General features: G+C 71.7%; 23 protein-coding genes. 14 read left to right on the top strand and 9 right to left on the bottom strand.

Annotation, left to right across the window (positions count from 1 at the left end; all coding sequences use genetic code 11):
• Positions 1 to 12: 12 nt before the first annotated feature.
• Together ACTWOL_RS16535 and ACTWOL_RS16530 are read left to right on the top strand one after the other, a co-directional pair.
• Positions 13 to 705: an iron-dependent transcriptional repressor DtxR gene (locus ACTWOL_RS16535; RefSeq protein ID WP_474297487.1), complete on the top strand. Its 693-nt coding sequence runs from the start codon at positions 13 to 15 to the stop codon at positions 703 to 705.
• Positions 706 to 1523: 818 nt separating this feature from the next.
• Positions 1524 to 2381, top strand: a complete 858-nt coding sequence (locus ACTWOL_RS16530; RefSeq protein ID WP_474297486.1) for an alpha/beta fold hydrolase — start codon at positions 1524 to 1526, stop codon at positions 2379 to 2381.
• A 134-nt stretch (positions 2382 to 2515) separates the two neighbouring features.
• Here the strand turns inward: ACTWOL_RS16530 and ACTWOL_RS16525 are convergent, their stop codons facing one another.
• The 4 genes from ACTWOL_RS16525 to ACTWOL_RS16510 form a co-directional block, all read right to left on the bottom strand.
• A complete protein-coding gene (locus tag ACTWOL_RS16525) occupies positions 2516 to 2950 on the bottom strand; it encodes a subtilase-type protease inhibitor (RefSeq protein ID WP_474297485.1) in 435 nt (144 codons plus the stop codon).
• A 598-nt stretch (positions 2951 to 3548) separates the two neighbouring features.
• Positions 3549 to 5153 carry a hypothetical protein gene (locus ACTWOL_RS16520; protein ID WP_474297484.1) on the bottom strand — a complete coding sequence of 535 codons (1605 nt, stop codon included), beginning with the start codon at positions 5151 to 5153 and terminating at the stop codon, positions 3549 to 3551.
• A complete protein-coding gene (locus ACTWOL_RS16515) occupies positions 5150 to 5980 on the bottom strand; it encodes an ABC transporter ATP-binding protein (protein ID WP_474297483.1) in 831 nt (276 codons plus the stop codon). Before ACTWOL_RS16515 ends, ACTWOL_RS16520 begins: the two co-directional genes overlap by 4 nt.
• A gap of 41 nt (positions 5981 to 6021) precedes the next feature.
• Complete coding sequence (locus ACTWOL_RS16510; RefSeq protein ID WP_474297482.1) at positions 6022 to 6735, bottom strand: bifunctional DNA primase/polymerase; 714 nt, start codon at positions 6733 to 6735, stop codon at positions 6022 to 6024.
• A gap of 304 nt (positions 6736 to 7039) precedes the next feature.
• Here ACTWOL_RS16510 and ACTWOL_RS16505 point away from each other — a divergent pair, with 304 nt between their 5' ends.
• Together ACTWOL_RS16505 and ACTWOL_RS16500 are read left to right on the top strand one after the other, a co-directional pair.
• Positions 7040 to 8422 carry a hypothetical protein gene (locus ACTWOL_RS16505; protein WP_474297481.1) on the top strand — a complete coding sequence of 461 codons (1383 nt, stop codon included), beginning with the start codon at positions 7040 to 7042 and terminating at the stop codon, positions 8420 to 8422.
• Between the two features lie 179 nt (positions 8423 to 8601).
• Positions 8602 to 9993, top strand: coding sequence for a hypothetical protein (locus ACTWOL_RS16500; RefSeq protein ID WP_474297480.1), 1392 nt, complete (start codon positions 8602 to 8604; stop codon positions 9991 to 9993).
• A gap of 311 nt (positions 9994 to 10304) precedes the next feature.
• Here ACTWOL_RS16500 and ACTWOL_RS16495 read toward each other — a convergent pair whose 3' ends face one another.
• Positions 10305 to 11537, bottom strand: coding sequence for an ABC transporter substrate-binding protein (locus tag ACTWOL_RS16495; RefSeq protein WP_474297479.1), 1233 nt, complete (start codon positions 11535 to 11537; stop codon positions 10305 to 10307).
• A 297-nt stretch (positions 11538 to 11834) separates the two neighbouring features.
• Between ACTWOL_RS16495 and ACTWOL_RS16490 the strand changes: the two genes are divergently transcribed.
• Both ACTWOL_RS16490 and purU read left to right on the top strand, forming a co-directional pair.
• A complete protein-coding gene (locus tag ACTWOL_RS16490; protein ID WP_474297478.1) occupies positions 11835 to 12317 on the top strand; it encodes an SCO4402 family protein in 483 nt (160 codons plus the stop codon).
• Between the two features lie 46 nt (positions 12318 to 12363).
• Positions 12364 to 13215: a formyltetrahydrofolate deformylase gene (gene purU, locus ACTWOL_RS16485; RefSeq protein ID WP_474297476.1), complete on the top strand. Its 852-nt coding sequence runs from the start codon at positions 12364 to 12366 to the stop codon at positions 13213 to 13215.
• Positions 13216 to 13300: 85 nt separating this feature from the next.
• Here the strand turns inward: purU and ACTWOL_RS16480 are convergent, their stop codons facing one another.
• Together ACTWOL_RS16480 and ACTWOL_RS16475 are read right to left on the bottom strand one after the other, a co-directional pair.
• Positions 13301 to 14557 (bottom strand): zf-HC2 domain-containing protein, encoded by a 1257-nt coding sequence (locus ACTWOL_RS16480; protein WP_474297475.1) that lies wholly within the window; start codon positions 14555 to 14557, stop codon positions 13301 to 13303.
• Positions 14554 to 15138 carry a sigma-70 family RNA polymerase sigma factor gene (locus tag ACTWOL_RS16475; RefSeq protein ID WP_474297474.1) on the bottom strand — a complete coding sequence of 195 codons (585 nt, stop codon included), beginning with the start codon at positions 15136 to 15138 and terminating at the stop codon, positions 14554 to 14556. Before ACTWOL_RS16475 ends, ACTWOL_RS16480 begins: the two co-directional genes overlap by 4 nt.
• Positions 15139 to 15275: 137 nt before the next feature.
• Between ACTWOL_RS16475 and ACTWOL_RS16470 the strand changes: the two genes are divergently transcribed.
• Positions 15276 to 15755 carry an STAS domain-containing protein gene (locus ACTWOL_RS16470; protein WP_474297473.1) on the top strand — a complete coding sequence of 160 codons (480 nt, stop codon included), beginning with the start codon at positions 15276 to 15278 and terminating at the stop codon, positions 15753 to 15755.
• A gap of 114 nt (positions 15756 to 15869) precedes the next feature.
• Positions 15870 to 16382 (top strand): EF-hand domain-containing protein, encoded by a 513-nt coding sequence (locus tag ACTWOL_RS16465; RefSeq protein ID WP_474297472.1) that lies wholly within the window; start codon positions 15870 to 15872, stop codon positions 16380 to 16382.
• A 177-nt stretch (positions 16383 to 16559) separates the two neighbouring features.
• Here ACTWOL_RS16465 and ACTWOL_RS16460 read toward each other — a convergent pair whose 3' ends face one another.
• On the bottom strand, positions 16560 to 18068 hold the full coding sequence (locus ACTWOL_RS16460) for a class I adenylate-forming enzyme family protein (RefSeq protein ID WP_474297471.1): 1509 nt from the start codon (positions 18066 to 18068) through the stop codon (positions 16560 to 16562).
• A gap of 164 nt (positions 18069 to 18232) precedes the next feature.
• Between ACTWOL_RS16460 and ACTWOL_RS16455 the strand changes: the two genes are divergently transcribed.
• The 3 genes from ACTWOL_RS16455 (at position 18233) to ACTWOL_RS16445 (ending at position 21252) form a co-directional block, all read left to right on the top strand.
• Positions 18233 to 19396, top strand: coding sequence for an acyl-CoA dehydrogenase family protein (locus ACTWOL_RS16455; protein ID WP_474297470.1), 1164 nt, complete (start codon positions 18233 to 18235; stop codon positions 19394 to 19396).
• A 5-nt stretch (positions 19397 to 19401) separates the two neighbouring features.
• Positions 19402 to 20355, top strand: coding sequence for an acyl-CoA dehydrogenase family protein (locus ACTWOL_RS16450; RefSeq protein WP_474297469.1), 954 nt, complete (start codon positions 19402 to 19404; stop codon positions 20353 to 20355).
• A gap of 387 nt (positions 20356 to 20742) precedes the next feature.
• Positions 20743 to 21252 (top strand): ATP-binding protein, encoded by a 510-nt coding sequence (locus tag ACTWOL_RS16445; protein ID WP_474297468.1) that lies wholly within the window; start codon positions 20743 to 20745, stop codon positions 21250 to 21252.
• A 76-nt stretch (positions 21253 to 21328) separates the two neighbouring features.
• Here ACTWOL_RS16445 and ACTWOL_RS16440 read toward each other — a convergent pair whose 3' ends face one another.
• Positions 21329 to 22372 carry a cyclase family protein gene (locus ACTWOL_RS16440; protein WP_474297467.1) on the bottom strand — a complete coding sequence of 348 codons (1044 nt, stop codon included), beginning with the start codon at positions 22370 to 22372 and terminating at the stop codon, positions 21329 to 21331.
• Positions 22373 to 22471: 99 nt separating this feature from the next.
• On the opposite strand from ACTWOL_RS16440, the gene ACTWOL_RS16435 reads away from it, so the two are divergent.
• Genes ACTWOL_RS16435 through ACTWOL_RS16425 form a run of 3 tightly spaced genes read left to right on the top strand, consistent with a single transcriptional unit; the run spans position 22472 to position 25605 of the window.
• Positions 22472 to 23377 carry an SDR family oxidoreductase gene (locus ACTWOL_RS16435; protein WP_474297466.1) on the top strand — a complete coding sequence of 302 codons (906 nt, stop codon included), beginning with the start codon at positions 22472 to 22474 and terminating at the stop codon, positions 23375 to 23377.
• 9 nt (positions 23378 to 23386) lie between these two features.
• On the top strand, positions 23387 to 24559 hold the full coding sequence (locus ACTWOL_RS16430; protein ID WP_474297465.1) for an acyl-CoA dehydrogenase family protein: 1173 nt from the start codon (positions 23387 to 23389) through the stop codon (positions 24557 to 24559).
• Entirely contained in the window at positions 24556 to 25605 is a 1050-nt protein-coding gene (locus ACTWOL_RS16425; protein WP_474297464.1) for a Zn-dependent alcohol dehydrogenase, read from the top strand. The genes ACTWOL_RS16430 and ACTWOL_RS16425 overlap by 4 nt, the downstream gene beginning before the upstream one ends.
• Positions 25606 to 25716 lie beyond the last annotated feature (111 nt).

Genomic DNA, 25716 nt, shown 5'->3' with positions numbered 1-25716 from the left:
CGAGGGGCACGTATGTCCGGACTGATCGACACGACGGAGATGTACCTCCGCACCATCCTCGAGCTCGAAGAGGAAGGCGTGGTCCCCATGCGCGCCCGGATCGCGGAGCGGCTCGACCAGAGCGGCCCGACGGTCAGCCAGACCGTCGCGCGCATGGAGCGTGACGGACTGGTGACGGTCGCCGGCGACCGCCACCTCGAGCTGACCGACGAGGGCCGCAGGCTCGCGACGCGCGTGATGCGCAAGCACCGGCTGGCCGAGTGCCTGCTGGTCGACGTGATCGGTCTGGAGTGGGAGCAGGTCCACGCCGAGGCCTGCCGCTGGGAGCACGTGATGAGCGAGGCCGTCGAGCGGCGCGTGCTCGAGCTGCTGCGTCATCCGACCGAGTCTCCTTACGGCAACCCGATCCCGGGTCTGGAGGAGCTGGGCGAGAAGGCGGAGGCCGATCCGTTCCTGGACGACTCCATGGTGAGCCTCGCCGACCTCGACGCGGGAGCGGAGGGCAAGACCGTCGTGGTCCGGCGGATCGGTGAGCCGATCCAGACGGACGCCCAGCTGATGTACACGCTGCGCCGGGCCGGTGTGCAGCCCGGGTCGGTGGTGAGCGTGACGGAGTCCGCGGGCGGGGTGCTCGTCGGCAGCGGCGGCGAGGCGGCGGAGCTCGAGGCGGACGTGGCGTCGCACGTGTTCGTGGCGAAGCGCTGACGTACGCCGGCGGCGGCCAGATGCCCAAGTGCGCCGACCCGCTGCGCTGACGTACGCCGGCCGCGGTTGGGTCCTGTCCGGGCGAGTCCCGTACGCATCGGCGAACCCGCCTGCACCGGTTCCGGCCAACTGCCGCAGGCGTATCCCCGTCCCTCCCTCATGCGACCGCGTGCTGATGCGCGTGCGCCCACTCCGGGTTCCTCCGGACGCGCCCGCACCGCTCACACGCGGTGCGGGTGCGTCCCGTGTGTGCCGTCGCACGGCTTCCGGGCGTCCCGGGCCCCGTGAATCCACGCCACCGCGGGCGCCTTCGGTACGTGCTTTCCGGCCGGAATGGCAGCGCGCGGGCGATTCGCGTGCCACGCTGTCGCTGAGGCATATGACTGGGGGTGGGCACATGTCGTACGTCCGTATGCCGTGCCGGTGCGCGACGCAGACGCGGAACAGCGTGCCGGGGCAGGACGTGCCGCCCGCGCCGTGTGTCCCGCTCGCGAAGACGAGGGACCCCGGCGCCGTGCGGCGCCGGGGCCTGTCCTCCCCTGTGCTGACCCGGAGCCCCGAGCTCCCAGGGTCACTCCCCTCGGACCGATTTCCCCGAGCGGCCCGCCTCCCGCTGAAGATCTCCCCGCGCCGACGCACGTCAATCCTTGAGCGTGGTCACTCGAACGAGGGGTGTTGGATGCCGGAACCCGGTTTTCGAATAAAGGTTCGATAGTCTGGGCTGACTCGACCGTGCGCCGATCGCCGGTCGACCGTTTCTCGAACGTTTCGAAGACCCGCGGGGGCCCGAAGGGGGTGCCAGGACCATGGTGCGGCGCATGGACGTGACCGGAGCGGGCGGACTACGCCTTGCTGCGTGGGAGTTCGCCGACCCGCCCAAGGGGCAAGGCGAGACCGAACGCGTGCCGGGCGTCTTATTGCTGCACGGGCTGATGGGCCGCGCCTCCCACTGGGCCGCCACGGCCCGCTGGCTCTCCGGTCGGCACCGCGCCGTGGCCCTCGATCAGCGGGGCCACGGCCGCAGTGAGCGGCCCGCGGACGATCTGTTCACCCGCGAGGCGTATGTGTTCGACGCCTTGGCCGCCGTCGAACAGCTGGGCCTCGCCCCGGTGACGCTCATCGGTCATTCCATGGGTGCGCTCACGGCTTGGCGGTTGGCCGCCGAGCGGCCGGACCTCGTCCAGGCCCTGGTCATCTGCGATATGCGCGCCTCCGCTCTGGGGGCGGCCTCCCAGCGTGAGTGGGAGGACTGGCTCCGCAGCTGGCCCGTCCCCTTCGCGACACTCGCCGATGTGCGCAAGTGGTTCGGTGAGGACGATCCCTGGGTGGAGCGGCCCAGTCCCGGACGGGGTGAGTTCTTCGGCGAGGTGATGGCCGAGGCGGCGGACGGCTGGCGTCCGGTCTTCTCCCGTCGGCAGATGCTCGTCTCCCGGAATACCTGGATCCATGACGCGCACTGGGACTCCCTGGCTCAGGTCCAGTGCCCGGCCCTCGTGGTCCGTGGACTCGACGGCGAGTTGGGCCGTGCGGAGGCGCAGGAGATGGTGCGTGTCCTCCCGCGCGGGCAGTATGCCGAGGTGGCGGATGCCGGCCATCTCGTCCACTATGACCAGCCGGTCGCCTGGCGCAGCGCGATCGAGCCGTTCCTGGACGGTGTGCTGACGGCGCGTTCCTGAGCCGGTGTCCGCGCGTGCGGGGTGACCGCGCGCCGGCTGCGTCCGTGTGCACCGCCGGGGGAAGGCCGCCCGGCGCCGGGGCGGGACCGGGTCCGATGGTCAGTCGACCCGGTCTGCCCCGGTGGGAGCTTCGGTCAGAAGGAGAAGACCGCTCCGTCGGCCAGGCTCGACCGCATCTCGCAGGCATTGCCGTACGTCGTCGACCAGCTGACCCGCTTGCCCTGCCAGACCCCGGCCGCGGTGACCGTGACCGGGTCCCACTGCCGGGTGCAGGGGACGCTCGGCGTGCGGGACAGCAGACCGAACTCGCCGTCCACCGCGGACAGTTCCTTGCATGCGGCCCCGGGAGCCGGGTGGGTGCCGCTCGGGGTGGGCGCACAGCTCAGGGTCACGGCCCGCTCGACGGTGGCCGTCGCGGCGTCGTCGCCGTGGCCGACGGCGAGCACCAGCGCCGAGGGAGCGTAGAGCGCCGACGGTGCGGCGGGCGGCGCCGCGTTGGCGACACCCGCGGCCAGGAGGAGAGCAGAAGCGGAAAGAGCCGCGCCGATTGTGGTGGCGGTGTAACGCATTGGTGAAATCCCTTTCGTCTTGGCTGTGATTGCGGTCGGGAGTCTTGCTGATGCGCACAGTGATCGCACATCGATGACCCGTTTCCGGCCGCATACGATCCGCTTGGTCTACCGAATGGTCGTTCGGGCAGCTCGGGAGGGGTGCGCGGGTGAAGTGAGCGACCGTCCAGCATATGGACTGAACCAAAGGCCCACGGTGAACTCGGCGACCCCACCTGCAGGTTCTCAAGAATCGTTGCAGCTTGAAACGATTCTTCATGGGCCCGTTCGACTGGAAAGCGACGGCATCGGCCTCGCCGTGACGGGCGCTCCGGCTTCCTCGCACATCTTCAGTGTGTTCGCGGCTGCGCCGTCAGCGCCGATCTGCCGGGGTTCCGGAACTGCCCGCTCCGATATGCGTCATGAGCCGGATGCATCGGCGTTCCCCGGCCGTCATACACACACAGAGGGTGAAGTCTTCACCGTCGGCCGCCTTGCCTTGCCGACGCCTGATCCAGGGCCCGCGGAGAGCGGTGGGGACGACGGATGACCGACCGCGGACGACGGAGGGCCCCGGGTAACGCACCCGGGGCCCATGCCTGCGCGCGGATGGAGGCGCTCAGCCCTTGCTGACCGCCGTCAGTATCTCCGGCAGCCGCTGCGCCGTCTGCGGCCCCGCCAGCCGGAGACCGCTCCATGTCATCACCGCGCCGTAGACGAGTCCCAGGGGCAGCAGACTCCACAGCGCGGACTCCGCATCGGCGACATTCAGCCAGATCGTGAGGGCGATCACCGGCGCACACAGCAAGGCCGAGGCGATCATCCCGCCGAAGATGGAGATCCAGGCCAGACCCGCCTGCCCCGCGGCGACGTTCTTGTGCCCCTCCTGCGGAATCGAGTACGGAAAGCGCGCGGAGGCCACCGCGCCCGTCCCCATCGTCGCGCCGAGGAGGGCGAGCGCGAGGCCGAGCGCCTCGGGCAGCGCCTGCCAGTCGTCCAGCAGCGCGGCTGTCGTGACCGTGACCAGGACCGTGTACGGGAACGTGATGAGGAGCGACGCCAGGGCGCGGGCGCGCAGTTCGAGATACGCGTCACGGGGCGTCGAGATCGTCTGCGCGACCATCCAGAAGGCCGAGGAGTCCTGGCCGAACTGGTTGTACATCTGGACGCCCAGCATGCCCGATGCGAAACAGGCGAAGTAGATCGAACCCGTGCCCTGCAGGGCGTTGAACAGCGGCACGATCAGGCCAATCGCCAGAGCCGTCACCCACGCCGTCTTCGTCTTCGGATCGCGCCAGATGTAGCGCAGAGTGCGCTGCATGACCGCGCCCGTACGGCCGTCGGGAAGCAGCCGGTGCAGACCGGCGGAGTACCCACCCTGACGGCTCGGCTCCGACGCCGCGGCCAGCGTGGACCCGTCCGGGGCGGTCATCAGCCGGGAGAGGCTGTGGTGCCAGACATAGAGGAGGGCGACGAGCCCGGCGACGGAGAGCGCGAGTTGTACGAGCGCCATGCCGTACGCCCCGGTGCTCGCCGATTCGACCGCGCCCAGTGCCGAGGCCGGGGGGATCCAGCGCACGACGGCGGCGATCGGGTCCAGGGCCTCGAGCCCGCCGGCCGTGCCCAGCCGCTGGGCACCGAAGTTGACGAACTGGATGCCCACCGCGATCACCAGACCGCTCAGCACGGCGAGGTCCCGGCCCTTGCGGGAGGTGAGCAGCCGGGTGTTCGCCGCGGCGACCGCTCGCGCCAGAGCCACACACACCACCAGCGTCAGCGGTACGGCCACCACGGCGGTCGCGACCCCCGCCACACCGTGTGCCAGGGCCAGCGCACCCCCCACCGCCAGACAGAGCGTGAACACCGGCCCGATCCCCACCAGCGAGGCCGCCAGGAGTGCGGTGACCAGCGGCCGCGGCCGCAGCGGCAGCATCACCAGCCGTGTCGGGTCGAGCGTCTCGTCGCCGCTCGGGAAGAACAGCGGCATGAACGCCCAGCCCAGCGCGAGCAGACCGACGAGCAGCACCACCAGCGAGACGGCGTGCTCCTGGCCGCGCAGCAGGGTCAGCCCGAAGAGCTGGCCGGCCGCGAAGAGCAGTGCCGTGACGCCCGACGCGATGAAGGCCGCCCTGCGGCCCGACGACTGCCTCAGCCCGTTGGCGAGCAGCGACAGTTTGAGCCGCAGGAAGACCGGGGTCAGCGATCCGGATGCCGTGCCCGTCATCGGGCATCGCCGCCGCCCAGCCAGTCCAGCGCCTCCCCGGTGTCGCGACCGCTCGCGCCGACCAGCTCCAGGAACGCGTTCTGCAGCGACGCCGCCGGGCCCCGTACCTCCTCCAGCGTCCCCTGCGCCACGATGCGGCCGGCCGCCATCACCGCGACCCAGTCGCACAGCGACTCCACCAGCTCCATCACATGGCTGGAGAAGACGACGGTCGCGCCGGAGGCGGTGTACCGCTCGAGCACCCCCCGGATCGTCTGCGCCGAGACCGGGTCCACGCCCTCGAAGGGCTCGTCCAGGAACAGCACCCGCGGGTTGTGCAGCAGTGCCGCGGCCAGGCCGATCTTCTTGCGCATACCCGTCGAGTAGTCGACGACCAGCTTGTGCTGGGCGCCCGCCAGGTCGAGTACGTCGAGGAGCTGCGCCGCCCGCTTGTCGACCTCGTCGCCGGGCAGTCCGCGCAGTCGGCCGCTGTAGGCGAGGAGCTCGCGGCCCGACAACCGCTCGAAGAGCCGCAGCCCCTCCGGCAGCACCCCGATCCTGGCCTTGACCTCGACCGGATCGCGCCAGACGTCATGGCCGGCCACCTCGATACGCCCCTGGTCGGGGCGGAGCAGTCCGGTCACCATCGACAGTGTCGTCGTCTTGCCCGCCCCGTTCGGCCCGACGAGACCGATGAACTTCCCCGCGGGCAGGGTCAGATCGACGCCCGCCACCGCGATCTGCTCGCCGAAGCGTTTCCACAGCCCCTCCACCCGCACCGCGGGCGGCGCCGTCCCCCGCTCACTCGTCGTCGTGTGCTCGCTGTGCGCAGATGCCTGGTCGGGCATACATGCCGCCTTCCTTGGTCCCCGTATATGCGGGGACCACCTTACGAGCGGCGCGGCCGCGCGGCGGCGGCCTCCCTTCCGCAGGCGTAGGCGAGCGGACTGATGAGCTCCTCTACGTCCGGCAGCCAGCGGTTGGCGACCGTCGGGCGACGGACCCACTGCACCGCGCCGCGGCCCCCGACCCTTGTCGGAGGGGCCGCGACGTAATGGCCCTCGCCGCGTGGTGCCAGATCGATCGAGTCCGGCGCCCAGCCCAGGGTCCGCACCAGTCCGGGGACCCTGGCGGCCGCCCCGGGAAGCACGAAGAACACCATCCTGCGGTCCGGGGTGCAGGTCACCGGGCCGAGGGCGAGATCCATCCGCTCCATCCGGGCCAGCGCGAGGAAGCCCGCCGACTCCGGGACGTCCAGCGCGTCGAAGGTGCGCCCGGTGGGAAGCAGGATCGACGCCTTCGGCCGGTCCCCCCAGAGCCGACGGACGGAGGGCATGCTGCCGGTCGCCTGGTTCGCCCAGTCCGGGCGGGCGGCATGCGCCCCCGGCGCGGCACACGCGGGCACGCCGCAGGAGCAGCGCTCCTCCCCGTCCACCACGTCCAGCCAGGTGCCGGGGAACACGTCCCAGCGGCGCTCCTCGGCATACCGCACGGCACATTCCAGCAGTTGTTCACCACGCTGCTGGGGAATCCTGCCCGCCCCCGGCACGCGGATCGGGGCACCGGTCGATCCGTCGATCGACTCTTCGATGGTCTCTTCCACGATGGGCTCAACTCCCTTTGCCGGTACGGGTTACGGGCGCGAGGCGAGTGAGCTGAGGCGCTTCGGAAGGGAACCGGGCCATAAGAGAGCACAGGCGGAGACATGGTGCATCGATCCCGCAATTGGGGCGCACGGGAGCACGGAAGGGGGCGCGCATGCGGCCGGGGCCCGGCGAAGGGGTAGCCCCTTGCGTTGTAGCGGCATTCACCCGTAATCGTCCGAGCTCATCGGCATTCTCCGGATAACCGCCGGGAAGTGATCAATGGGAGATCGCGCACTGAGCGGTCCGGTACAGGGGGTAGTCATGGCAGCGAGGCCACTCGTCGCCCGCCAGCCGAACGAACGGCTGCAGGCGCTCATCCAGGAGGCCGGGTGCTCCAACGCCGGTCTCGCCCGCCGGGTCAACATGGTGGGTGCGGAGCGTGGGCTGGATCTGCGGTACGACAAGACGTCCGTGGCGCGCTGGTTGCGAGGCCAGCAGCCACGCGGCCGGGCACCGGGGATCATCGCGGAGGCGCTGGGCCGCAAGCTGGGCCGTACGGTCACGATCGACGAGATCGGTATGGCCAACGGCAAGAACCTGGCATCGGGCGTCGGGCTGCAGTTCGCCCCGACCGTGCTCGGCGCCATCGAGCAGGTCTGTGAACTGTGGCGCAGCGACGTGGGCCGCCGGGACTTCCTGTCCGGGTCGACGGTCGCGGCGTCGGCCCTCGTGGAGCCCAGCCGTGACTGGCTGATCACGGGCGCGGACGCACAGGTGGAGCGCAACACGGGGGCCCGGGTGGGGGTTTCGGACGTCGAGGCCGTGGAGGCCATGACGGAGGCGCTCAAGGGCCTGGACCACCGCTTCGGGGCGGGGCATGTGCGGCCCGTCGTCGTCCACTATCTCAACAGCGTGGTGTCCGGGCTGCTGTCCGGCTCGTACCGGGAGCCGGTGGGCCGCCGGCTGTTCGCGGCCGTCGCGCGGCTGACCGAACTCGCCGGGTACATGGCCGTGGACACCGGCCAGCCCGGGCTCGCCCAGCGCTACTACATCCAGGCGCTGCGCCTGGCCCAGGCGGCGGGGGACAGGGCGTACGGAGGCTATGTGCTGGCGGCATCGATGAGCCACCTCGCGGCGCAGCTCGGGAACCCGCGGGAGATCGCCCAGCTCGCCCGGGCGGCGCAGGAGGGCGCGCGGGGGCAGGTGACGCCCCGGGCGGAGGCGATGTTCTACGCGGCGGAGGCGCGCGGCCACGCCCTGCTGGGTGACGCCCGCGCCTGCCACGAGGTCGCCGGCAAGGCGCTCGCGGCGCTGGAGCTGGCCGATCCGGCATCCGGCGACGACCCGGCCTGGATCGCGCATTTCGACCATGCCTATCTGGCGGACGAGCTGGCCCACTGCCACCGCGACCTGGGCCAGGCGGACGCGGCGGCCCGCCGCGCAGGCGACGCCCTCGACGGCCATCCGGAATCCCGTGCGCGGCGCCGTGCGATCGGGCTGGTGCTGCTGGCGACGGCCCAGGTGCAGCAGCGTGAGGTGGAGGCGGCCTGCCACACCGGCACCCGAGCGGTGGAGCTGCTCGGCACCCTGCGGTCGAGCCGGGGCGTGGAGTATCTGGACGACCTCCGGCACCGGCTCGATCCGTTCGTGGAGGAGCCTGCGGTGCGGGAGTTCGGCGCGCGGGTGGAGCTGCTGGCGGCGTAGGCCCTGGCAGGGCGTTTGCCGAGGCGGCCGGGCCGGTGCGACCGGCCGCCTCCCGCGCGCACGCGCCATCAGCGTCCCGGGGCGTCTTCTTGTTACGGGCACCACACGTATGTGCGGAGGCGTCGATACACCCGGTAGCGTGAGCCGACGGTTCCGTAGGTTCACGTGTAGGAGTCCTGGTGACGCGAAGCGGACAGGGTGACGAGACGCAGCTCCCCGCTGCGCGGCCCGCGCACGAAGGTGTCGTGCTGCCCGCAGACGGCAGTGAGCCCTGGATACCCGGTGTCAGCGGCGAGCAGGCCGCCCCGGCCGAAGGGGCACCCTGGGGCGCGCCGTGGGGCCCGGGCCAGGGGCAGCACCCCCAGCCGCAGCAGGCGCCGGGCGGGCAGGCCCCGTACGCCCAGCCGCTGCCGCAGCAGTACGACGCCGGAAGCGATGCGACGCAGTACATCCCGCCCGTCGCTGCCGCGGCGGACGCCGCCGCAACCCAGTACATCCCGCCGACCGCTCCCGCGGTGGGCGGGGACGCTGCCGCCACCCAGTACATCGCTCCCGTTCCGGCCGCACCGCAGGCCGCAGGGCCGCTCCCGCCCGAGGCCCCCGCGGAGTCGACGCAGTACCTCGGGATGCGGGCTCCGGCGCCGGCGGGCGAGGCGGACGCCACCCAGTTCCTGCCGCCCGTACCCCCGCAGCAGGTCCCCGCACCGCCGACCGGGGCCCCGTACGGGATCCGGCCCGGCGCGCCCGGCGAGCGGCAGCCCCCCGCGGAGTTCGAGGGCCTCTTCCGCAGCGAGGGCGCGGCGGCGGGCCGGGCGGACTCGACCACGCAGCTTCCGCGATTCGCGGCCGAGCCCGCGCACCAGCAGTACGCCCCGCAGCAGCGCCACGCGCAGGATCACTACGCCCCGCACGCCCCCTACGGCCCGGGGGACGACGAGCCGCCGCGTCGTTCCTCCCATGTGCCGCTGATCGCCGCGGTCGTCGTGGGCTGCGCCGTGGTCGGTCTCGGCGTCAGCGCCCTGATGTTCGGCGGGGACGACAAGGACAGCGACGCGAAGCCCGTCGCGGCCGCGAGCACGCCCGCGTCCAAGGGCCCGGCCGAGGCGCCGGCCGACCCGGCGAAGGCCCAGGCGGTGGCGTTGGACAAGCTCCTCGCCGACAGCAACAACAGCCGCGCCGCCGTGATCCGCTCCGTCGAGTCGATCAAGAGGTGCGACAACCTCGAGCGGGCGGCCGGCGATCTGCGAGACGCCGCCGATCAGCGTCGCGAACTGGTGAGCCGCCTGGGAGACCTCAGCGTCGACAAGCTCCAGAACCACAAGGACCTCACCGCGTCCCTGACCAAGGCCTGGGAGGCGTCTGCTTCTGCCGACGACCACTACGCGGAGTGGGCCGAGCAGGTGGACGGCAAGAAGGGCTGCCGGGACGGCAGGGCGCGGCAGACGAAGGACGCCTCGCAGGGCAACCGGGCGAGCGGAGAGGCCAGCAAGGCCAAGCGCGAGGCCGCGGGCCTCTGGAACACCATCGCCAACACCTACGCCTTGACGAAGCGCGAGCCCACCCAACTCTGACCCGCCCCGGCATTCCTAGCCGGTCCGGCGTTTGAGGGCGGACACTCCGGGTGCCTGTCTGGCATGGGCCGGCATTCCTAGCCGGTCCGGCGTTTGAGGGCGGACACTCCGGGTGCCTGTCTGGCATGGGCCGGCATTCCAAGCCGGTCCGGCGTTTGAGGGCGGACACTCCGGGTGCCTGTCTGGCACGGGCCGGCATTCCAAGCCGGTCCGGCGTTTGAGGACGGACACCCCGGGCGCTACCCCTGTGAACGGCACACCGCACCCCGCACCGCCGAAGGCACCCCGCACCGCCGAAGGCACCCGCCCCCTTACGCCGTCGGCGCCCCCCGCATCGTCGTCCCCACATCGACGAAGCCCGGCTTCTGGGCGACCAGCCGCCCCGCCCGTACGACCTGGAAGGTCACACTGCGGTTGACCAGCCGGGGAAAGCCCGACGCGCCCAGCATGTCCTCGAAGCGCCAGCGCAGCGCCGGGGTGAGGCCGCCGGTGTCGACCATGACGCCGCTGTCGAGGGCGTGCGCGATCGCACCCGGGGTGATGTCGGCCCGGTCGAGGGACTCGACGACCCGCTTCAGCACGGTGTAGGCGATCCAGGTGGTCTGCACACCCGCGTCGGCCGGGTCGATCCGGTTGTCGCCGAAGGCGTGCTCGCGGAGCACATCGCGCATCGTGCCCCACTGGGCGCTGCCCGCGGCCGGGTACCAGCCGGTCATCAGGGCGCCCTCGAAGGGCCCTCTCGCGCCGCCCGTGCGGTCGATCAGCGGCTGGCCGACGGAGCTGAGCACCGAGGAGACCCGGACGTTCGAGCTCTGCTCCTCGCGCACACGACGGAAGGAGTCGAAGAACGTCTCCGTCCGCTCGCCCAGCACGGCTGTCACGCATCCCCGGCCGTCGCCGGCGTCCTCCAGCGCCTTCTCGGCCTTCTGCTCGTACTCGCTGGAGTCCTCGGCCGCCTTGATGTCGGAGGACAGCCGACGCTTGCCCTGCGCCAGACCCGCGTTGAGCAGCACGGGCAGATCGTCGCCGGTGACCGTGTCCGGTCGCACCAGCGAGACCTTCTTGCAGTTGGCCGCCAGCTGTCGCCCGTTGCCCGCGAGGAGCGCGGCCTGTCCGCCGTTGACGGGGTAGGAGAGATAGCTGGTGAACTCCTCCTCGGAGATCCCGAAGCCGCCGATGAAGGGGATGCCCGCCGCCTCGAGCGGGGCCATGAAGGCGCGGCCGTGCTGGCTGTAGGAGCCGACGACGGCGACCGCCTCCTCCTTCACGGCGCGGCGGGCGCAGGCCGCGGCGCCGGCCGAGGTGTTGCGCTCGTTGCAGGTCAGGACACGCAGTTCGTGCCCGTCGATGCCGCCCCGCTCGTTGACGTACCGGGCGTAGGCCTGGGCCATGGCGGGCATGCCCGGCATGTTGGTGGCCTTGGTCTCATCCGGCGCGAACGTCATCACGGTGATCGGCTCCCTGGAGTCCCCCGAGGCACCAGGGAGCGCGCCACAGCCGGTGAGCGACGCTCCGACTGCCGCCGTGGACACGGCAAGAGCCATCGCGGTCCGGTAACTGCAGGGGCGGGAAGAGGAGGAACGGCGCCATCCGGTCATGGCCCCACACAATTCCGACTCATGGGTAACTCCGCAGTGTCCCCGGCTCAACGAGAGGTTTCGGCGGCATGAATTCCGGGCGCCGAAGATCGCTCGGAGGTGCGGGCGTACGATCGGGACCTGCAAGTCTTCTCGGTCGTGCGGCCCGGGGCCGCACGGCTCCTCGGTCGTGGGGCCCTGTGCGGAGCTCGCGGGGCCCTTTGCGGTGAGCCCGCAAGGACCGAGCTCACGAGGTGAACGTCTATGAACTCTTCCCGTCGCGGCCGTCGCTCCTTCACCATGGGCGACATGCCGCTCAATGACATGCCCTGGTGGCGCTGGCGCAGCAACGTGCGCTCGGCGCTGCACATGCTTTCCGACCCCGCCTTCCACCAGGACGCCTGGCTGGCCGGCCTCGAGGGATACGGAGACGTCACCGACGCCGTCTACCGGCTGGTCGAGGACACCTGGCTGGACAACTGGTCCGCCGAGAAGTACGTGGGGACGATCTTCCGGGACTCCGGGGAGGCGGCCCTCGTGGACGTGGCCGTGCTCCGGGTGCTGAGGATCATGCACCAGGTGGGTGCGGACGCGCCGGTGTCGGCGTACATGGAGCACCACGGTTGGCCGGAGGCGGTACGGGCCGCGCGCGAGGCGCACATACGGCTCGCGACCAACGACGGGGAGGACCCGGACACGCCGCCGCGCACCCTGGAAGTGCTGCGGATCATGACGCGGTCCGCCTGACGGACACGGCACTGCCGGTGCTCCTGGGGTGTGGCAGTCTACGAGGATGACCGATCAGTACGTCCTGACGCTCTCCTGCCCCGACAAAAAGGGCATCGTGCACGCTGTCTCCAGCTATCTGTTCATCACCGGCTGCAACATCGAGGACAGCCAGCAGTTCGGAGACCGGGACACGGGTCTGTTCTTCATGAGGGTCCACTTCTCGGCCGAGACCCCGGTGACGGTGGAGAAGCTGCGGGCGAGCTTCGCCGCCGTCGGCGACTCCTTCCAGATGGACTGGCAGATCCACCGCGCTGACGAGCGGATGCGCGTGGTGCTCATGGTCAGCAAGTTCGGCCACTGTCTGAACGATCTGCTCTTCCGGTCCAGGATCGGCGCGCTGCCGGTGGAGATCGCCGCCGTCGTCTCCAACCACACGGACTTCGCCGAGCTCGTGGCCTCGTACGACATCCCCTTCCGCCACATCCCGGTGACCAAGGACACCAAGGCGGCCGCGGAGGCGGAGCTGCTGGAGCTGGTGCGGGCGGAGCAGGTGGAGCTGGTCGTGCTCGCCCGTTATATGCAGGTGCTCTCGGACGATCTCTGCAAGCAGCTCAGCGGCCGGATCATCAACATCCATCACTCCTTCCTCCCGAGCTTCAAGGGTGCGAAGCCGTATCACCAGGCGCATGCACGCGGTGTGAAGCTGATCGGGGCGACCGCCCACTATGTGACCGCCGACCTGGACGAGGGCCCGATCATCGAGCAGGAGGTCGAGCGGGTCGGCCACGAGGTGACGCCCGAGCAACTGGTGGCGATCGGGCGCGATGTGGAGTGCCAGGCGCTGGCCCGTGCGGTCAAGTGGCACGCGGAGCACAGGATCCTCCTGAACGGCCGCCGCACGGTCGTCTTCGCCTGAGGGTTCGCCCGCGGGGTCACTCGCGCTGGGGCCTGTTCACCGCACCGGACCGCATCGGACCCGGCACGGGCCCGTGCCGGGCCGTTCAGAGTCGTGACAGCGACGCCGCGGCGAAGAGGACGTCGCGGATGGCCTCGCGGTCGCCCTGCTGACCCGCCGCGGCCTCTTCGGGCGGTACGTGTCCCGCGACCAGTTGGCAGAACTCGACGGCGTCCAGGGCGATCTGCGCCACCGAGCGGGCCGGGTCGCCGAGCGCGGCCGGGGAGTCCAGCGGGATGTACCAGTGGCCGCCGCCCGCCCCTTCGACCTCGAGATGCAGCGAGCGGCCGGGCGAGCCGGCGGTGACCAGACGGTGGGCGGGGCCCGCGAGCCCCGCACGGCGACGGGTGGCCAGGGCGGTCGGCAGCATACGGGCCGCCAAATCGATCATATGGCGCAAATGCAGCGCACTGGGCGGATCGTACGGGTAGTCGATCGCCTGGGCGATGTCGTCCGCGTGTACCCAGCACTCGAAGGCCCGGTCGAGCAGGGAGTCGCGCAGCGGCAGCGCGAAATCGCCGTACGAAACGGACAGCTCGGCGACACCGCGGCCGGCGAAGGACACGGTCCGCACCAGCGTGTGGCTCTGGTCGCGCCACGGCGCGCGGATCGTCCGGGTCGGCGGGAAGTGCGCGGAGCGCCAGAAGTGTTCGGTGCGGCCGGTCGGGGCCCGCGGTGCCGCGTCGCCCACCGGATCGTCGAGACCGAGCGCCGATGCGACCAGCCCGTCGACGGACATCAGATGGCCGATCACCCCTGCGACCGTGGTTCTGCGGCTCACCGCCTCCCTGCCGTCGAACCACTTCAGCCGCAGCGGTGTGTGCCACTCGGCGTCGCCGATGTCCCGCAGCAGCGCGTCCAGCCGTGCCGTCTCGGCATCGTAAGGAGCCGCCCAGGCGGGCACCGGGATCCGGGCGGGGCGGCGGCCCAGGCAGTTCTCCAGGACGCGCGAGCGCAGCAGGGGGTCCAGGTCGAGATCGCCGTCGGTGTGCAGCAGTCCCACGGCGTCGCGCAGCCGCAGTGCCTCGTCCGCGCAGGGTGCGCACGCGGTGAGGTGTTCCTCGACCGCCGCCGTCTCCTCGGCGGAGCACGCTGCCAGCGCCCAGGCGCCGAGCAGGGACTTCAGCACGCTGTGCGGCAGCCGGGGCGGTGCCGCCGGCTCCTTCGCCGGTACCGGGCCCGGCAGGACCGGGGGCGGCTCGAGGTCGTCGCCGGCTGCCCGCGGACCCGGGATGCGCGGTGCGGCGCCGGGCACGTCGTCGGGTTCGTCAGGGCCCCGGCCCCCGCCGAGCGGCCCGGTCACCGCGTGCGCCCGTATCCGGGCGGTGACGAGCCTCCGACGAGCGGGCGGGTGTTCGCCGTGGAGAGCAGTTGCAGCCCCAGCCTGAGCCGCCGCCTGGCCTCGTCCTCCGTGACACCGAGGTCGGTCGCCGTCTGCCGGTAGTCCCTGCGCTGGTGGTAGGCGAGGTCCAGGGCGGCCCGCAGCGGCGCGGGCATCGAGGTCACGATGTAGTCCGCGCGGGCCGCGATGGAGGCACGGCGCACCTTCTGCTCCAACTCCTCGGCCGAACCCCCGCCGTTCTCCTCGTGGGCCGCGGTCACCTGCTCGCGCAGCCGGTGTACGGCCTGCCGGTGGGTGAGCTTGGCCACCCAGGACCGCATGGAGCCCTGTTTGGGGTCGTAGGCGTCGGGGTTCTCCCACACGTAGCCGAAGACCTCGCGCGTGATCTGGTCCGCGGCGGCGTCGTCGTCCAGCACCCGGTGGGCCAGGTTGTGCACCAGCGAGGCGAACCGGTCGTACAGCTCGCCGAGTGCGGCGGCCTCGCCCCGCGCGAGTCGCTGCTGCATCTTGCGGTCCCAGCGGGGTGGTGTGTCCTTCGCCATTCGCGCCCCCCTCCGCACTGCTGTCCGTCCGTGGTCTGCCGTCTCTTCGAATGTAGTGGGCACCGGCGGCCGGCCATGCACCTTTGCGGCAAGTCCGCCCGCCCGGGTTTGGCGGCGCCGCTGGTGGGAAGCGGCGCTTGAAGACGAACCTCCGGATCGCGGGATGTGTGATGGTCGAGGTCGAAGAGAGCGCACAGGGCAGATGGACCGTGCTGTGTATAGAGGGTGAGCTCGACCTGGTCAGTTCGCCCGACGTTCGCCGTCGAGTGCACGATGCGGTGGCCAGGGGACGGCGCGATGTGGTGCTGGATCTCTCCGGGGTGGTGTTCTGCGACTCCAGCGGGGTCGGCATGCTGATAGCCGCGCGCAGGCTGATCCGTTCCTGCCGCGGCCGGCTGCGGCTGATCCTGCCGGTCGGGGGCGCGGACGGCTCCGCGCCCGGCGGCTCCCGCGCACAGGCACCGGGTGCGCATGCCCCGGGCGCGCACGTCCCGGTGCGTGCCGAGGGCGCGCATGTGAACCGGGTTCTCGCGGCGCTGGGCGTGCGGCGGCTGTTCGAGGTGTACGAGAGCGCCTCGGTCGCTGTCGACGACGAGGCGGAACCGCTGTCCGCGTAGCGGCCCGTGCACAGGCGTGAGAGACGTCCGCTGGGGCGCCGTGGCCGCGGGCCTCGGAACCGCAGGTCGGCGGAACGGGAGCGCGACCGCCCCCGGACGTCGTACTCTCCCCGCATGGACAGCGCAGAGTACGAGCGGAAGATCGCCCATCGGTTTGCCGAGTTCGACCAGGACGGCAATGGCTACATCGACCGGGCGGACTTCAACCAGGCGGCCGCGGCTATCCTCGCCGAGTTCGGCACCACGGCACGCTCGGACAAGGGACAGGCCCTTTATTCGGGCGCCGAGGCGTTCTGGCAGGGCATGGCGGGGATCGCCGACGTGGACGGCGACCAGCGGGTCACGCGTGAGGAATTCATCACCGGCGCGGTGAAGCGGCTGCGCGACAATCCGCACCGCTTCGCCGAGATCGCCCGGCCCTTCCTGCACGCGCTGATCGCCATCGCCGACGAGGACGGTGCGGGAGTCACACCGGCGAGCGCCGCGAGGGTGCTCCGTGTCCTCGGCGTGGAGCAGGAGCGGTGTGCGATGGTCGCCGCCGCGCTGGACGCCGACGGCGACGGCAGGATCAGCGAGGAGCAGATCCTCGAGGCGTTCGCGGCCTACTACGTCACGCCCGAGCCCTAGGAGCTTCTGACGGATCTCCGCGGCGTCGCGACGGAGATCCATCAGAAACCCCCTAAGCCGTGTTCTGGACCCGAAGCCCCGCCGGTGCGACCGGCCGGGCTTCGGCCCCGTGACCCGTCTCCGCTTCCTTCATCGCGCGCTACTCCCGGAGGCAGAGCCCGGGTTCGGCGCAGGGGTTCAGGCCCCGGCTCCTCCGAAACGCTCGCGGAGCTTGTACTTCAGCACCTTCCGCAGCGTCTCGTTGCGCGGCAGGGCCGCCACCACCTCCAGCTGTTCCGGCAGTTTGTGCACGGACAGGCCCTCGCCGCGCAGATACGCCGTGATCCCGGCGAGCGTCAGCGGCGGCGCGCCCGCGGGCTGCTCGATCACCGCGCAGACCCGCTCCCCGCGTTCGGCGTCCGGCAGACCGATGACCGCTGCGTCGCCGACGCCCGGGTGCCGGTGCAGCAGGTCCTCGATCTCCTTGGCCGAGATGTTCTCGCCCTTGCGGATGATCACGTCCTTGAGACGGCCGGTGAGCACCAGATGGCCGGACGCGGTGACATGCCCGAGGTCCCCGGTCCTCAGGAAGCCGTCCTCGTCGAACACCACCGCGGTCTGCTCCGGGTCCAGATAGCCCTGGCAGACGGCCTCGCCGCGCAGCCGCACCTCGCCGTCGACGATCCTGACCTCCATGCCTTCCGGCGGCCTGCCCTCCGTGCCGGCGAGATCCTCGGCACTGTCGTCCGGCGCGCCCATGGTGATCATCGGCACCTCGGTCATGCCGTAGCCGTGGGTGAGCTGCACACCCATCTCGCGGACGACGGCGTGGTACAGCTCGGGCGGTTTGGGCGCGCCGCCGCCCGCCAGCAGCCGAAGGCTCGGGATCAGCGGTTCCCCGGGCTGTTTGCGCTGCTCGGCCAGGAACATCGAGTAGAACGCCGTCGAACCGCCGGCCGTCGTCACACCGTGCTTGCGGTACGTCTCCAGGGCGTCCGGCAGCGCGAACTGCTCGAAGAGCACGGCGGGAAAGCCGTACAGCAGCAGCATCACCAGGTAGTCCGCGCCGCCTATGTGCGCGAAGGGGAACGCGATCGAGCCGACGTCGTCGGCCGTCAGCCGCAGGGCGTGGGCCAGGCAGGAGCCGCCGGCGATCAGCGAGCGGTCGGTGTGGCACACGCCCTTGGGGTCGGAGGTGGTCCCGGAGGTCCAGTAGATCCAGCGCACCTCCGTCCCGTCGGCGGGCGGCGGGAGCAGCACGGAGGGGTCGCCGTCAGGAAGTGTGTCGTACGCCTCGAAGACGCAGGGCGCCCCGAGCCGACGGGCCATCTCCGTGTGGTCGAAACCGCGCCACTGGCCCGGAACGGCGAAGTGGCCCGCCTTCGACGCCTTCAGGGCGAAGCCCACCTCCCGGTCCCGGTAGAAGGGGATGACCGGGGACTGGACGGCGCCGATCCGGGCGAGTGCCCCGGCCAGCAGAACGGTCTCGATCCGGGTGGGCAGCTGCCAGGCGACGACCGTGCCCGGGCGTACGCCGCGCGCGTGCAGCCCGGCCGCCACCCGCTCGCAGCCGTCTCTGAGTTCGCCGAAGGTGAGCCGGCGGTCGTCCTGGATCAGCACCGGGCGGTCCGGGGTGAGCGCGGCGCGGCGCTCGATCAGCTCCCAGAGGGTGCGGGAGGCGCTCAGGGCGTGTGCGGTCTCGTTCATGTCCCCTCCGGCTCCGAACGGTCGTGTTCCCTCCGACCCGTCCGTAGCTGACGGATAGTCAGATGGTGCGCAGAGCGTAAGGCCGCCCGCCTTGTCGGTCCAGGGGTGCGGGGCTAGCCTGCTGTCTGACGGACCGTCAGAATCGGCCGGGAGTGGAGGCCCCGATGGACCTGGCGTACACGGAGGAGGAAGAGGCCTTCAGGGTGGGGCTGAGGGAGTGGCTGGCAGTGGCGCTGCCCAAACTGCCGCCCCCGCCCTCGCCGGACGACTGGCCGGGCCGGCGGGCGTACGACACCGGCTGGCAGCGCGCGCTGTACGACGCCGGGTACGGCGACGTGCACTGGGGCGCGTCGCCGACCCGGCGGCTGATCTTCCTGGAGGAGACGGAGAAGGCGGGAGCGCCCTATGTCGGCGCCAACTTCGTCGGGCTGCTGCACGCCGGGCCGACCATCGCGGCGGAGGGCACCGCCGAGCAGCGGGAGCGCTGGCTCGCGCCGATCCTGCGCGGCGACGAGGTCTGGTGCCAGGGCTTCAGCGAGCCGGACGCCGGATCGGACCTGGCGTCGCTGCGGACCCGCGCCGTACGCGACGGCGACTGCTATGTGGTGACCGGCTCCAAGATCTGGACCTCGCACGCCGAGGTGGCCGACTGGTGCGAACTGCTCGTCCGCACGGACCCCGGGGCCCCGAAGCACCGCGGGATCAGCTGGCTGGCGATGCCGATGGACGCACCCGGCATCACCGTGCGCCCGCTGCGGACGCTCGCCGGCTCCACCGAGTTCGCCGAGGTCTTCCTGGACGAGGTCCGGGTGCCGGTGGCCAACCGGGTGGGCGAGGAGAACGACGGCTGGCGGGTCACGCTGGTCACCCTGTCGTTCGAGAGGGGCACGGCCTTCGCCGGCGAGGTCGTCGCCTGCCGGCGCACCCTCGGCGAACTGGCCCGCACGGCCCGCGAGAACGGCCGCTGGGACGACCCCGTGCTGCGCCGCAGGCTGGGCAGACTGGCCGCGGAGTTCGGTGCTCTGTGGCGGCTCGTCCAGTGGAACGTCAGCGAGGCCGCGGCGATCCCCCCGGCCCGAAGTCCCTCGGGGAGGCCGGGCGGTGTGCCCGGCACCGGCGGCTCGGTCTTCAAGCTCCGCTACTCGCACGCCCGGCAGGAGCTGTACGACGCGGCCGCCGAGGTCCTCGGCCCCGACGCGCTCGACGTGTCCCGCGCATGGACCCTGGACCGGCTGTCCTCGCTGTCGTACACGATCGCCGCCGGCACCTCCCAGATCCAGCAGAACATCGTCGCCGAGCGGATCCTCGGCCTGCCGAAGGAGCGGTGAGCGGCGTGCACTTCCAACCGACCGACGACCAGCGTGCCTTGCGCAGCGGGGTCAGGGAGCTGCTGGAGGCCCGCTTCGACCGCGCGGCCCTGCGCGCCGCCGTGGACTCGGAGGAGGCACACGGCGCACCGGACGGACCCGACGAGGGGGAGGGACGCGACGGACCCCGTGGGACCGGCGAGCGGGACGGGCGGGACGCCCCGCGGCTGGACCGGGCGCTCTGGCGCGAGCTCGGTGACGCCGGTTTCTTCGCCCTGCGGCTGCCCGAGGCGCGGGGCGGGGTCGGGCTCGGACTCCCCGAGGCCGCGCTGGTCTTCGAGGAAGCGGGACGGGTGCTGCTGCCCGGTCCGCTGGTGGCCACCCAGCTCGCGGCCGGTGCGGTGCCCGGAGCGGCCACCGGCGAGGCCGTGGTGACGATGGTGGACGGCGCGCTGGTGCCATGGCTCGACGAGGCCGACGCGGTGGTGGGGGAGGCTGCGGGCGCCGTACCCGTGCGGTCCGTCGATCCGCTCACGCCACTGCACCGGATGCCGGGCGCGCCCGCGGGTGTGCCGCGGCCGGACGCCGTGCTGCTCACGGCCGCCGAACAGCTCGGCTCCGCCGGCCGCACCACGGAACTGGCCGTGCGCCACGCGAAGGAGCGCGAGCAGTTCGGCAGGCTCATCGGGGGATTCCAGGCGGTCAAGCACCTCTGCGCCCAGATGCTGGTGCGGACCGAGCTCGCCCGTGCCGCCGTCTACGCCGCAGCCGTCACCGCGGATCCCGTCGAGATCGCAGGTGCCAAGCTCCTCGCCGACGAGGCCGCGGTGCTCGGAGCCCGCGACTGCCTCCAGGTGCACGGCGGTATGGGCTTCACCTGGGAGGCGGACGTTCATCTGCACCTCAAACGCGCCTGGGTGCGCGCCCGGCTCTGGCAGACGGCGGACCGTGCCGAGGAGGTGCTGGCGGCCGCGCTCTGACGCACGGCGACGCGTCACCGAGCGTGGGTGCCGGACGTCGATATCGGGTTGTGTCCTTCACGGACTCGTCACGGGCCGGAGTCGGGTCGCCCCTCCGGTACGCTCCGTGGGGTGCGAGATGCGTGCTGCCCCGGGGTACGAACCCCGATCCTCCGGCCGGACACCAGCGTGGCCGCCGGAGCGGAACGTGCCGCTCGCACAGGGTGTTCGACTATCCGCAGCGTGCGTCGCACAGTATGCACCACGCATACTCCTTCGCGCTGGAATATGCCCGAAGCGCTTGTTGCGGTGACTGTACGTCAACCATGCTGTCGCGTAAGGGAATCACGTTCCGTGATGGCTTCGAGGCGTGAGGCGACGTGTCCGCCGGTTCGGATGGTGTGAGCGGTGCAGGTGCTTCTGGTTCAGATGGAGGTCGGGCCGGATCCCGCGGAAGTGGGGCGGGCTCGCAGATGGGCCCGTTCGCGGCTCGCCGGCTCCGGGATAAAGGACGACGAGCCGCTGGCGGAGACGCTGGTGCTGCTCATCTCGGAGCTGGTGACCAACGCGGTGGTGCACACCGGCTGTCCGGCCGTGCTGCGCATGCTCTTCGGCGCGGGTGAGGCCGAGTCGGGGACGGTACGGGTCGAGGTCGCCGACACCAGTGGCTGCCCCCCGAGGCCGCGCCACGCGGACCGCGAGGACACCAACGGCCGCGGGCTCGAACTCGTCGACGGGCTCGCCGACCGCTGGGGCTGGCAGCCGGAGGGAGCGGGCAAGAGCATCTGGTGTGAGGTCGACCGGTGTGCGGGGCCTTCCGCCCGGCCCGCCACGACCCTCACCGGTTCCGCCGCTCCTGCCGCTTCCGGTCTAGCGGCCGTACGGATGGGTCTGACTCCCGGCGCGTACACGGCCTGACACCGGACCCGTCCGGACCGGGACCGCACTCGTGCGGACCGGGACAGGCACCCGGCCCCGAACCCCGGAGCCGGGCCTACAGCACCGCCACCGGTGCCACCGGCGTCCCCGTGCCGCCCACGAACGGCTCGGGTGTCGCCGACAGCAGGAAGGCGTAGGACCCTTCCCGCGCACAGGCCGCGGAGAGTTCCTCCAGGTTCCAGTTCTGTCCCTGGAGCATCCCCATCTCCACCAGGTCCAGGGCGTGCACCGGCAGCCAGAGGTCCTCGTTCTCCGGCGGGAAGATCTCGAAGGTCAGGGTGTCGTTCGCGACGGCCGCCACATCGCGGGCGTGGAACCACTCGGGGGTGCGGACCGAGAGGCCCGGCGAGGGATAGGCGTACCCGTGCTTGTCCCCGGTCAGATACACCTGGATCTGACCGGTCCGTACGAGCACGACATCGCCGGACCGTACGCGCACCCCGCCGAAGTCCTCGGCCTCCGACAGGTCTTCGGGGGTGACGGCGTGATCGCCCGGCAGCCGGTCGAGACCCTTGGCGCGTGCCACGTCGAGCAGCACCCCGCGGGTGACGAGGGTGCGGACCTTCTCGATGCCGCTGAACAGGGACCCGGCGTGGGCGGTGATGGTGTCGGCGGGGCGGCCGTTGTAGATCCGGCCCGAGTGGGAGACATGCGTCAGCGCGTCCCAGTGGGTCGCCGCCTGCAGCCCCATCGTCACGGCGTCGTCGCTGGTCGCGACCGTACCGGGGCCGAACAGCTCCTGGTTGATCTGGACCATGGTGTGCAGCGGGTTCACCCGGCCCGGGATCATCCCGGTCTGCACGCCGTCCTGCCGGAGGGGCAGGGCCAGCGGCACCCGGCGACCGGTGCGCACCTCCGCCACGGCCGCGCGCACCACCTCGTCCGTGATCAGGTTCAGCGTCCCGATCTCGTCGTCGGCGCCCCAGCGGCCCCAGTTGTTGATCCGTTTGGCGATGTCGTGGAACTCCGGGGGCAGGGCCGATGCCGCCGGGGCCAACTGCGGGGCCTGCCGGGCCTGCGGAGTCGTCCGGGTCTGTGATGTCTGCGGGGTTTGCGCGGTTTGCGCGGTTTGCGGGGTCTGTGGAGTCGGCTGGGCCATCGCTCCTCCTGAGGTGCGGGGCTCCCGGGTCTTGTGTTCGGGCGTCCGGCGGACCATAAAATCTAACGGTCCGTCAGAAAATCCGGGAAGGGGCCGGGCATGGGGAACTTCTTGGCAGGCAGGACGGTCGCCGTGACAGGCGCCGGGCGCGGTATCGGGCGCGCCGTGGCTCTTGCCTGCGCAGCCGAGGGCGCACAGGTGGTCGTCAACGACCACGGGGTCTCGATCGAGGGAAGCACGCCCACGTCCGAGGTCGCCGAAGCCGTGGTCAAGGAGATCGAGGCGGCGGGCGGCCGGGCCGTGGCGGTCGCCGACGACATCTCGACCATGGCGGGCGGGCAGCGTCTCGTCGACACGGCGCTGGCCGAGTTCGGGCGTATCGACGGGGTCGTCTGCGTCGCCGGGATCCTGCGCGAGCGCATGCTGTTCAACATGTCCGAAGAGGAGTGGGACCCGGTCGTCGCCACCCACCTCAAGGGCACCTTCACCGTCTTCCGCGCCGCGTCGGCGGTGATGCGCAAACAGGGCGGCGGCACACTCATAGGCTTCACCAGCGGCAACCACCAGGGCTCGGTCGCCCAGGCCAACTACTCGGCCGCCAAGGGCGGGATCATCTCGCTGGTGCGCAGCGCGGCCCTCGGGCTGCACAAGTACGGGGTCACGGCCAATGCGGTCGCACCCGTCGCCAGGACCCGGATGTCCGCCAACGTGCCCATGGAGCTCAAGGAGATCGGCGAACCGGAGGACGTCGCGGCGCTCGTCGTCTATCTGCTCTCCGACCGGGCCCGGGACATCACCGGGCAGGTCTACACGATCGCCGGCCCCAAGATCGCCGTTTGGGCGCAGCCGCGTGAGCTGCGGGCCGGGTACGCCGAAGGGTCCTGGACCCCCGAGAAGATCGCGGACTTCCTGCCGGGGACGGTCGGGACGGACCCCATGCCGATGCTGGTGCAGCTGGAGGCCATGGCGAAGGCGGCGGCGTCCGGCGACCGCCCCAACGCCTAGGAGGCGGTCATGGACTTCGCGTTCGGGCCGGACGACGAGGCGTTCCGGGACGAAGCCCGGCGATGGCTGGCCGCCCATCTCACCGGGCCCTACCGCACCGCCGGAGGCGGACCGGGACGGGAGCACGAGGACACCGCCGCACGGCACGCCTGGGAACGCGAGCTCGGGCGCGACGGCTGGATAGGGCTCGGCTGGGAGGCCGACCACGGCAACCGCCGCGCCACGCTGACCCAGCAGGTCGTCTGGGCCGAGGAGTACGCACGTTCCCGGGCACCCGGCCGTGTCGGGCACATCGGCGAGAACCTGCTGGCGCCCACGCTGATCGCCTTCGGCGACAAGGAGCAGCAGGGCCGCTATCTGCCGGGCATCGCACGCGGCGAGGAGCTGTGGTGCCAGGGCTACAGCGAGCCCGGCGCCGGCTCGGACCTGGCGTCGGTGCGTACCACCGCGGTGCGCGACGGCGACGGCTACCGCGTCAGCGGGCAGAAGACCTGGACGTCGCTCGCAGGGGACGCCCACTGGTGCTTCGTCCTGGCCCGTACCGAACCCGGTTCCGCCCGCCACCACGGACTGTCGTTCCTGCTGGTCCCGATGGACCAGCCGGGCCGCATCGACATCCGGCCCATCCGGCAGATGTCCGGCACCAGCGAGTTCAACGAGGTCTTCTACGACGGTGCCGAGGCCGTCGGCGTCGTCGGAGGCGAGGGCAACGGCTGGCAGGTCGCGATGGGGCTGCTCGCCCTCGAGCGCGGAGTGTCGACGCTCGTCCAGCAGATCGGCTTCGAGGAGGAGCTGGGCCGGGTGATCGCCTCGGCCGTGGACAGCGGGGCCGCCGACGAGGATCCGGTGCTGCGGGACCGTCTCGTACGGCAGTGGGCCGAACTGCGCACGATGCGCTGGAACGCGCTGCGCACCCTCGGCCGTCGGGACGACCCGGGCGCCCCGAGCGTCGCCAAGCTGCTGTGGGGCGGCTGGCACCAGCGGCTCGGCGAGCTGGCGATGCAGGTGCGCGGTGCCGCGGCGACGTCCGGCCCGGGTGCCTGGACGCCCGCGTACGAACTCGACGAACAGCAGCGCCTGTTCCTCTTCACCCGCGCCGACACGATCTACGGCGGCTCGGACGAGATCCAGCGCAACATCGTCGCCGAGCGGGTGCTCGGCCTACCCAGGGAGCTGCGGTGAGAGGTGTCGTGTTCGACGGCCGGCGGGCCGAGGTGGCCGACGATCTGGAGATACGCGACCCGGGCCCCGGTGAGGTGCTGGTCGCCGTCGCCGCCGCAGGGCTGTGCCACAGCGATCTGTCCGTGATCGACGGCACGATCCCCTTCCCCGCGCCCGTCGTCCTCGGCCATGAGGGCGCGGGCGTCGTGGAAGCGGTCGGCGCGGGCGTCACCCATGTCGTGCCCGGTGACCATGTGGCCCTGTCCACGCTCGCCAACTGCGGGGCCTGTGCCGCATGCGACCAGGGGCGGCCGACGATGTGCCGCAGCTCGATCGGCAGGCCCGACCGGCCCTTCAGCCAGGGCGGCCGTCCGCTGTACCAGTTCGCGTCCAACTCGGCCTTCGCGGAGCGCACCGTGGTCCGGGCCGTCCAGGCCGTGAAGATCCCGTCCGGCATCCCGCTCACCTCGGCGGCGGTCATCGGCTGCGGAGTCCTCACGGGAGTCGGGGCCGTGCTCAACCGTGCCAGGGTCGCCGTCGGCGACACCGTCGTGGTCATCGGCACCGGCGGCATCGGCCTCAACGTGCTGCAGGGCGCCCGGATCGCGGGCGCGCTCACCGTGGTCGCCGTCGACAGCAACCCGGCCAAGGAGAAACCGGCCCGCCTCTTCGGCGCGACGCACTTCCTCACCTCGGTCGAAGGAGTCCGGGAGGTCCTCCCCGACGGCGCCCGGCACGTCTTCGAGTGCGTCGGCCACACGGGACTCGTCCGCCAGGCGATCGACCTCCTCGATCGCGGCGGCCAGGCGGTGCTGCTCGGCATGCCCGCGCCGACGGCCGAGGCGACGTTCCTGCCCGCGTCGATGTTCCTGGACAAGACCGTCATGGGCTGCCGTTACGGGTCTTCGCGGCCGCAGCACGACATCGCGCTGTACGCCGGGCTGTACGGGGAGGGGCGACTGCTGCTCGACGAACTGGTGACGCGGACCTACCCGGTCGAGGACTTCGCCGCCGCGGTGGAGGACGCGGAACAGGGGCGGGTGGCGCGGGGCGTGCTGACGTTCTGAGCCGCCCGCCCGGACAGAGCGGACCGCGCACAATTCCCACAGGAGTTCGCTCAATTCCCGGACAACTCCCGGAACCATGGGGCGACTTGGTGCGTGTACATGACCAAGTTC

This window comes from Micromonospora sp. IBHARD003, assembly GCF_056106285.1.
The sequence above is the reverse complement of the archived record's forward strand: the minus strand, read 5'-3'. Positions and strand labels throughout refer to the sequence as shown.

Bases quoted from the DNA above. Each gene is read 5' to 3' on its own strand.
- ACTWOL_RS16475 (WP_474297474.1), bottom strand. From the start codon at position 15,138: ATGGCGAAGGACACACCACCCCGCTGGGACCGCAAGATGCAGCAGCGA.
- ACTWOL_RS16515 (WP_474297483.1), bottom strand. From the start codon at position 5,980: ATGCCCGACCAGGCATCTGCGCACAGCGAGCACACGACGACGAGTGAG.
- ACTWOL_RS16505 (WP_474297481.1), top strand. From the start codon at position 7,040: ATGGCAGCGAGGCCACTCGTCGCCCGCCAGCCGAACGAACGGCTGCAG.
- ACTWOL_RS16460 (WP_474297471.1), bottom strand. From the start codon at position 18,068: ATGAACGAGACCGCACACGCCCTGAGCGCCTCCCGCACCCTCTGGGAG.
- ACTWOL_RS16440 (WP_474297467.1), bottom strand. From the start codon at position 22,372: ATGGCCCAGCCGACTCCACAGACCCCGCAAACCGCGCAAACCGCGCAA.
- ACTWOL_RS16435 (WP_474297466.1), top strand. From the start codon at position 22,472: ATGGGGAACTTCTTGGCAGGCAGGACGGTCGCCGTGACAGGCGCCGGG.
- ACTWOL_RS16430 (WP_474297465.1), top strand. From the start codon at position 23,387: ATGGACTTCGCGTTCGGGCCGGACGACGAGGCGTTCCGGGACGAAGCC.
- ACTWOL_RS16530 (WP_474297486.1), top strand. From the start codon at position 1,524: ATGGACGTGACCGGAGCGGGCGGACTACGCCTTGCTGCGTGGGAGTTC.
- purU (WP_474297476.1), top strand. From the start codon at position 12,364: ATGACCGATCAGTACGTCCTGACGCTCTCCTGCCCCGACAAAAAGGGC.
- ACTWOL_RS16455 (WP_474297470.1), top strand. From the start codon at position 18,233: ATGGACCTGGCGTACACGGAGGAGGAAGAGGCCTTCAGGGTGGGGCTG.
- ACTWOL_RS16535 (WP_474297487.1), top strand. From the start codon at position 13: ATGTCCGGACTGATCGACACGACGGAGATGTACCTCCGCACCATCCTC.
- ACTWOL_RS16525 (WP_474297485.1), bottom strand. From the start codon at position 2,950: ATGCGTTACACCGCCACCACAATCGGCGCGGCTCTTTCCGCTTCTGCT.
- ACTWOL_RS16520 (WP_474297484.1), bottom strand. From the start codon at position 5,153: ATGACGGGCACGGCATCCGGATCGCTGACCCCGGTCTTCCTGCGGCTC.
- ACTWOL_RS16465 (WP_474297472.1), top strand. From the start codon at position 15,870: ATGGACAGCGCAGAGTACGAGCGGAAGATCGCCCATCGGTTTGCCGAG.
- ACTWOL_RS16495 (WP_474297479.1), bottom strand. From the start codon at position 11,537: ATGGCTCTTGCCGTGTCCACGGCGGCAGTCGGAGCGTCGCTCACCGGC.
- ACTWOL_RS16490 (WP_474297478.1), top strand. From the start codon at position 11,835: ATGAACTCTTCCCGTCGCGGCCGTCGCTCCTTCACCATGGGCGACATG.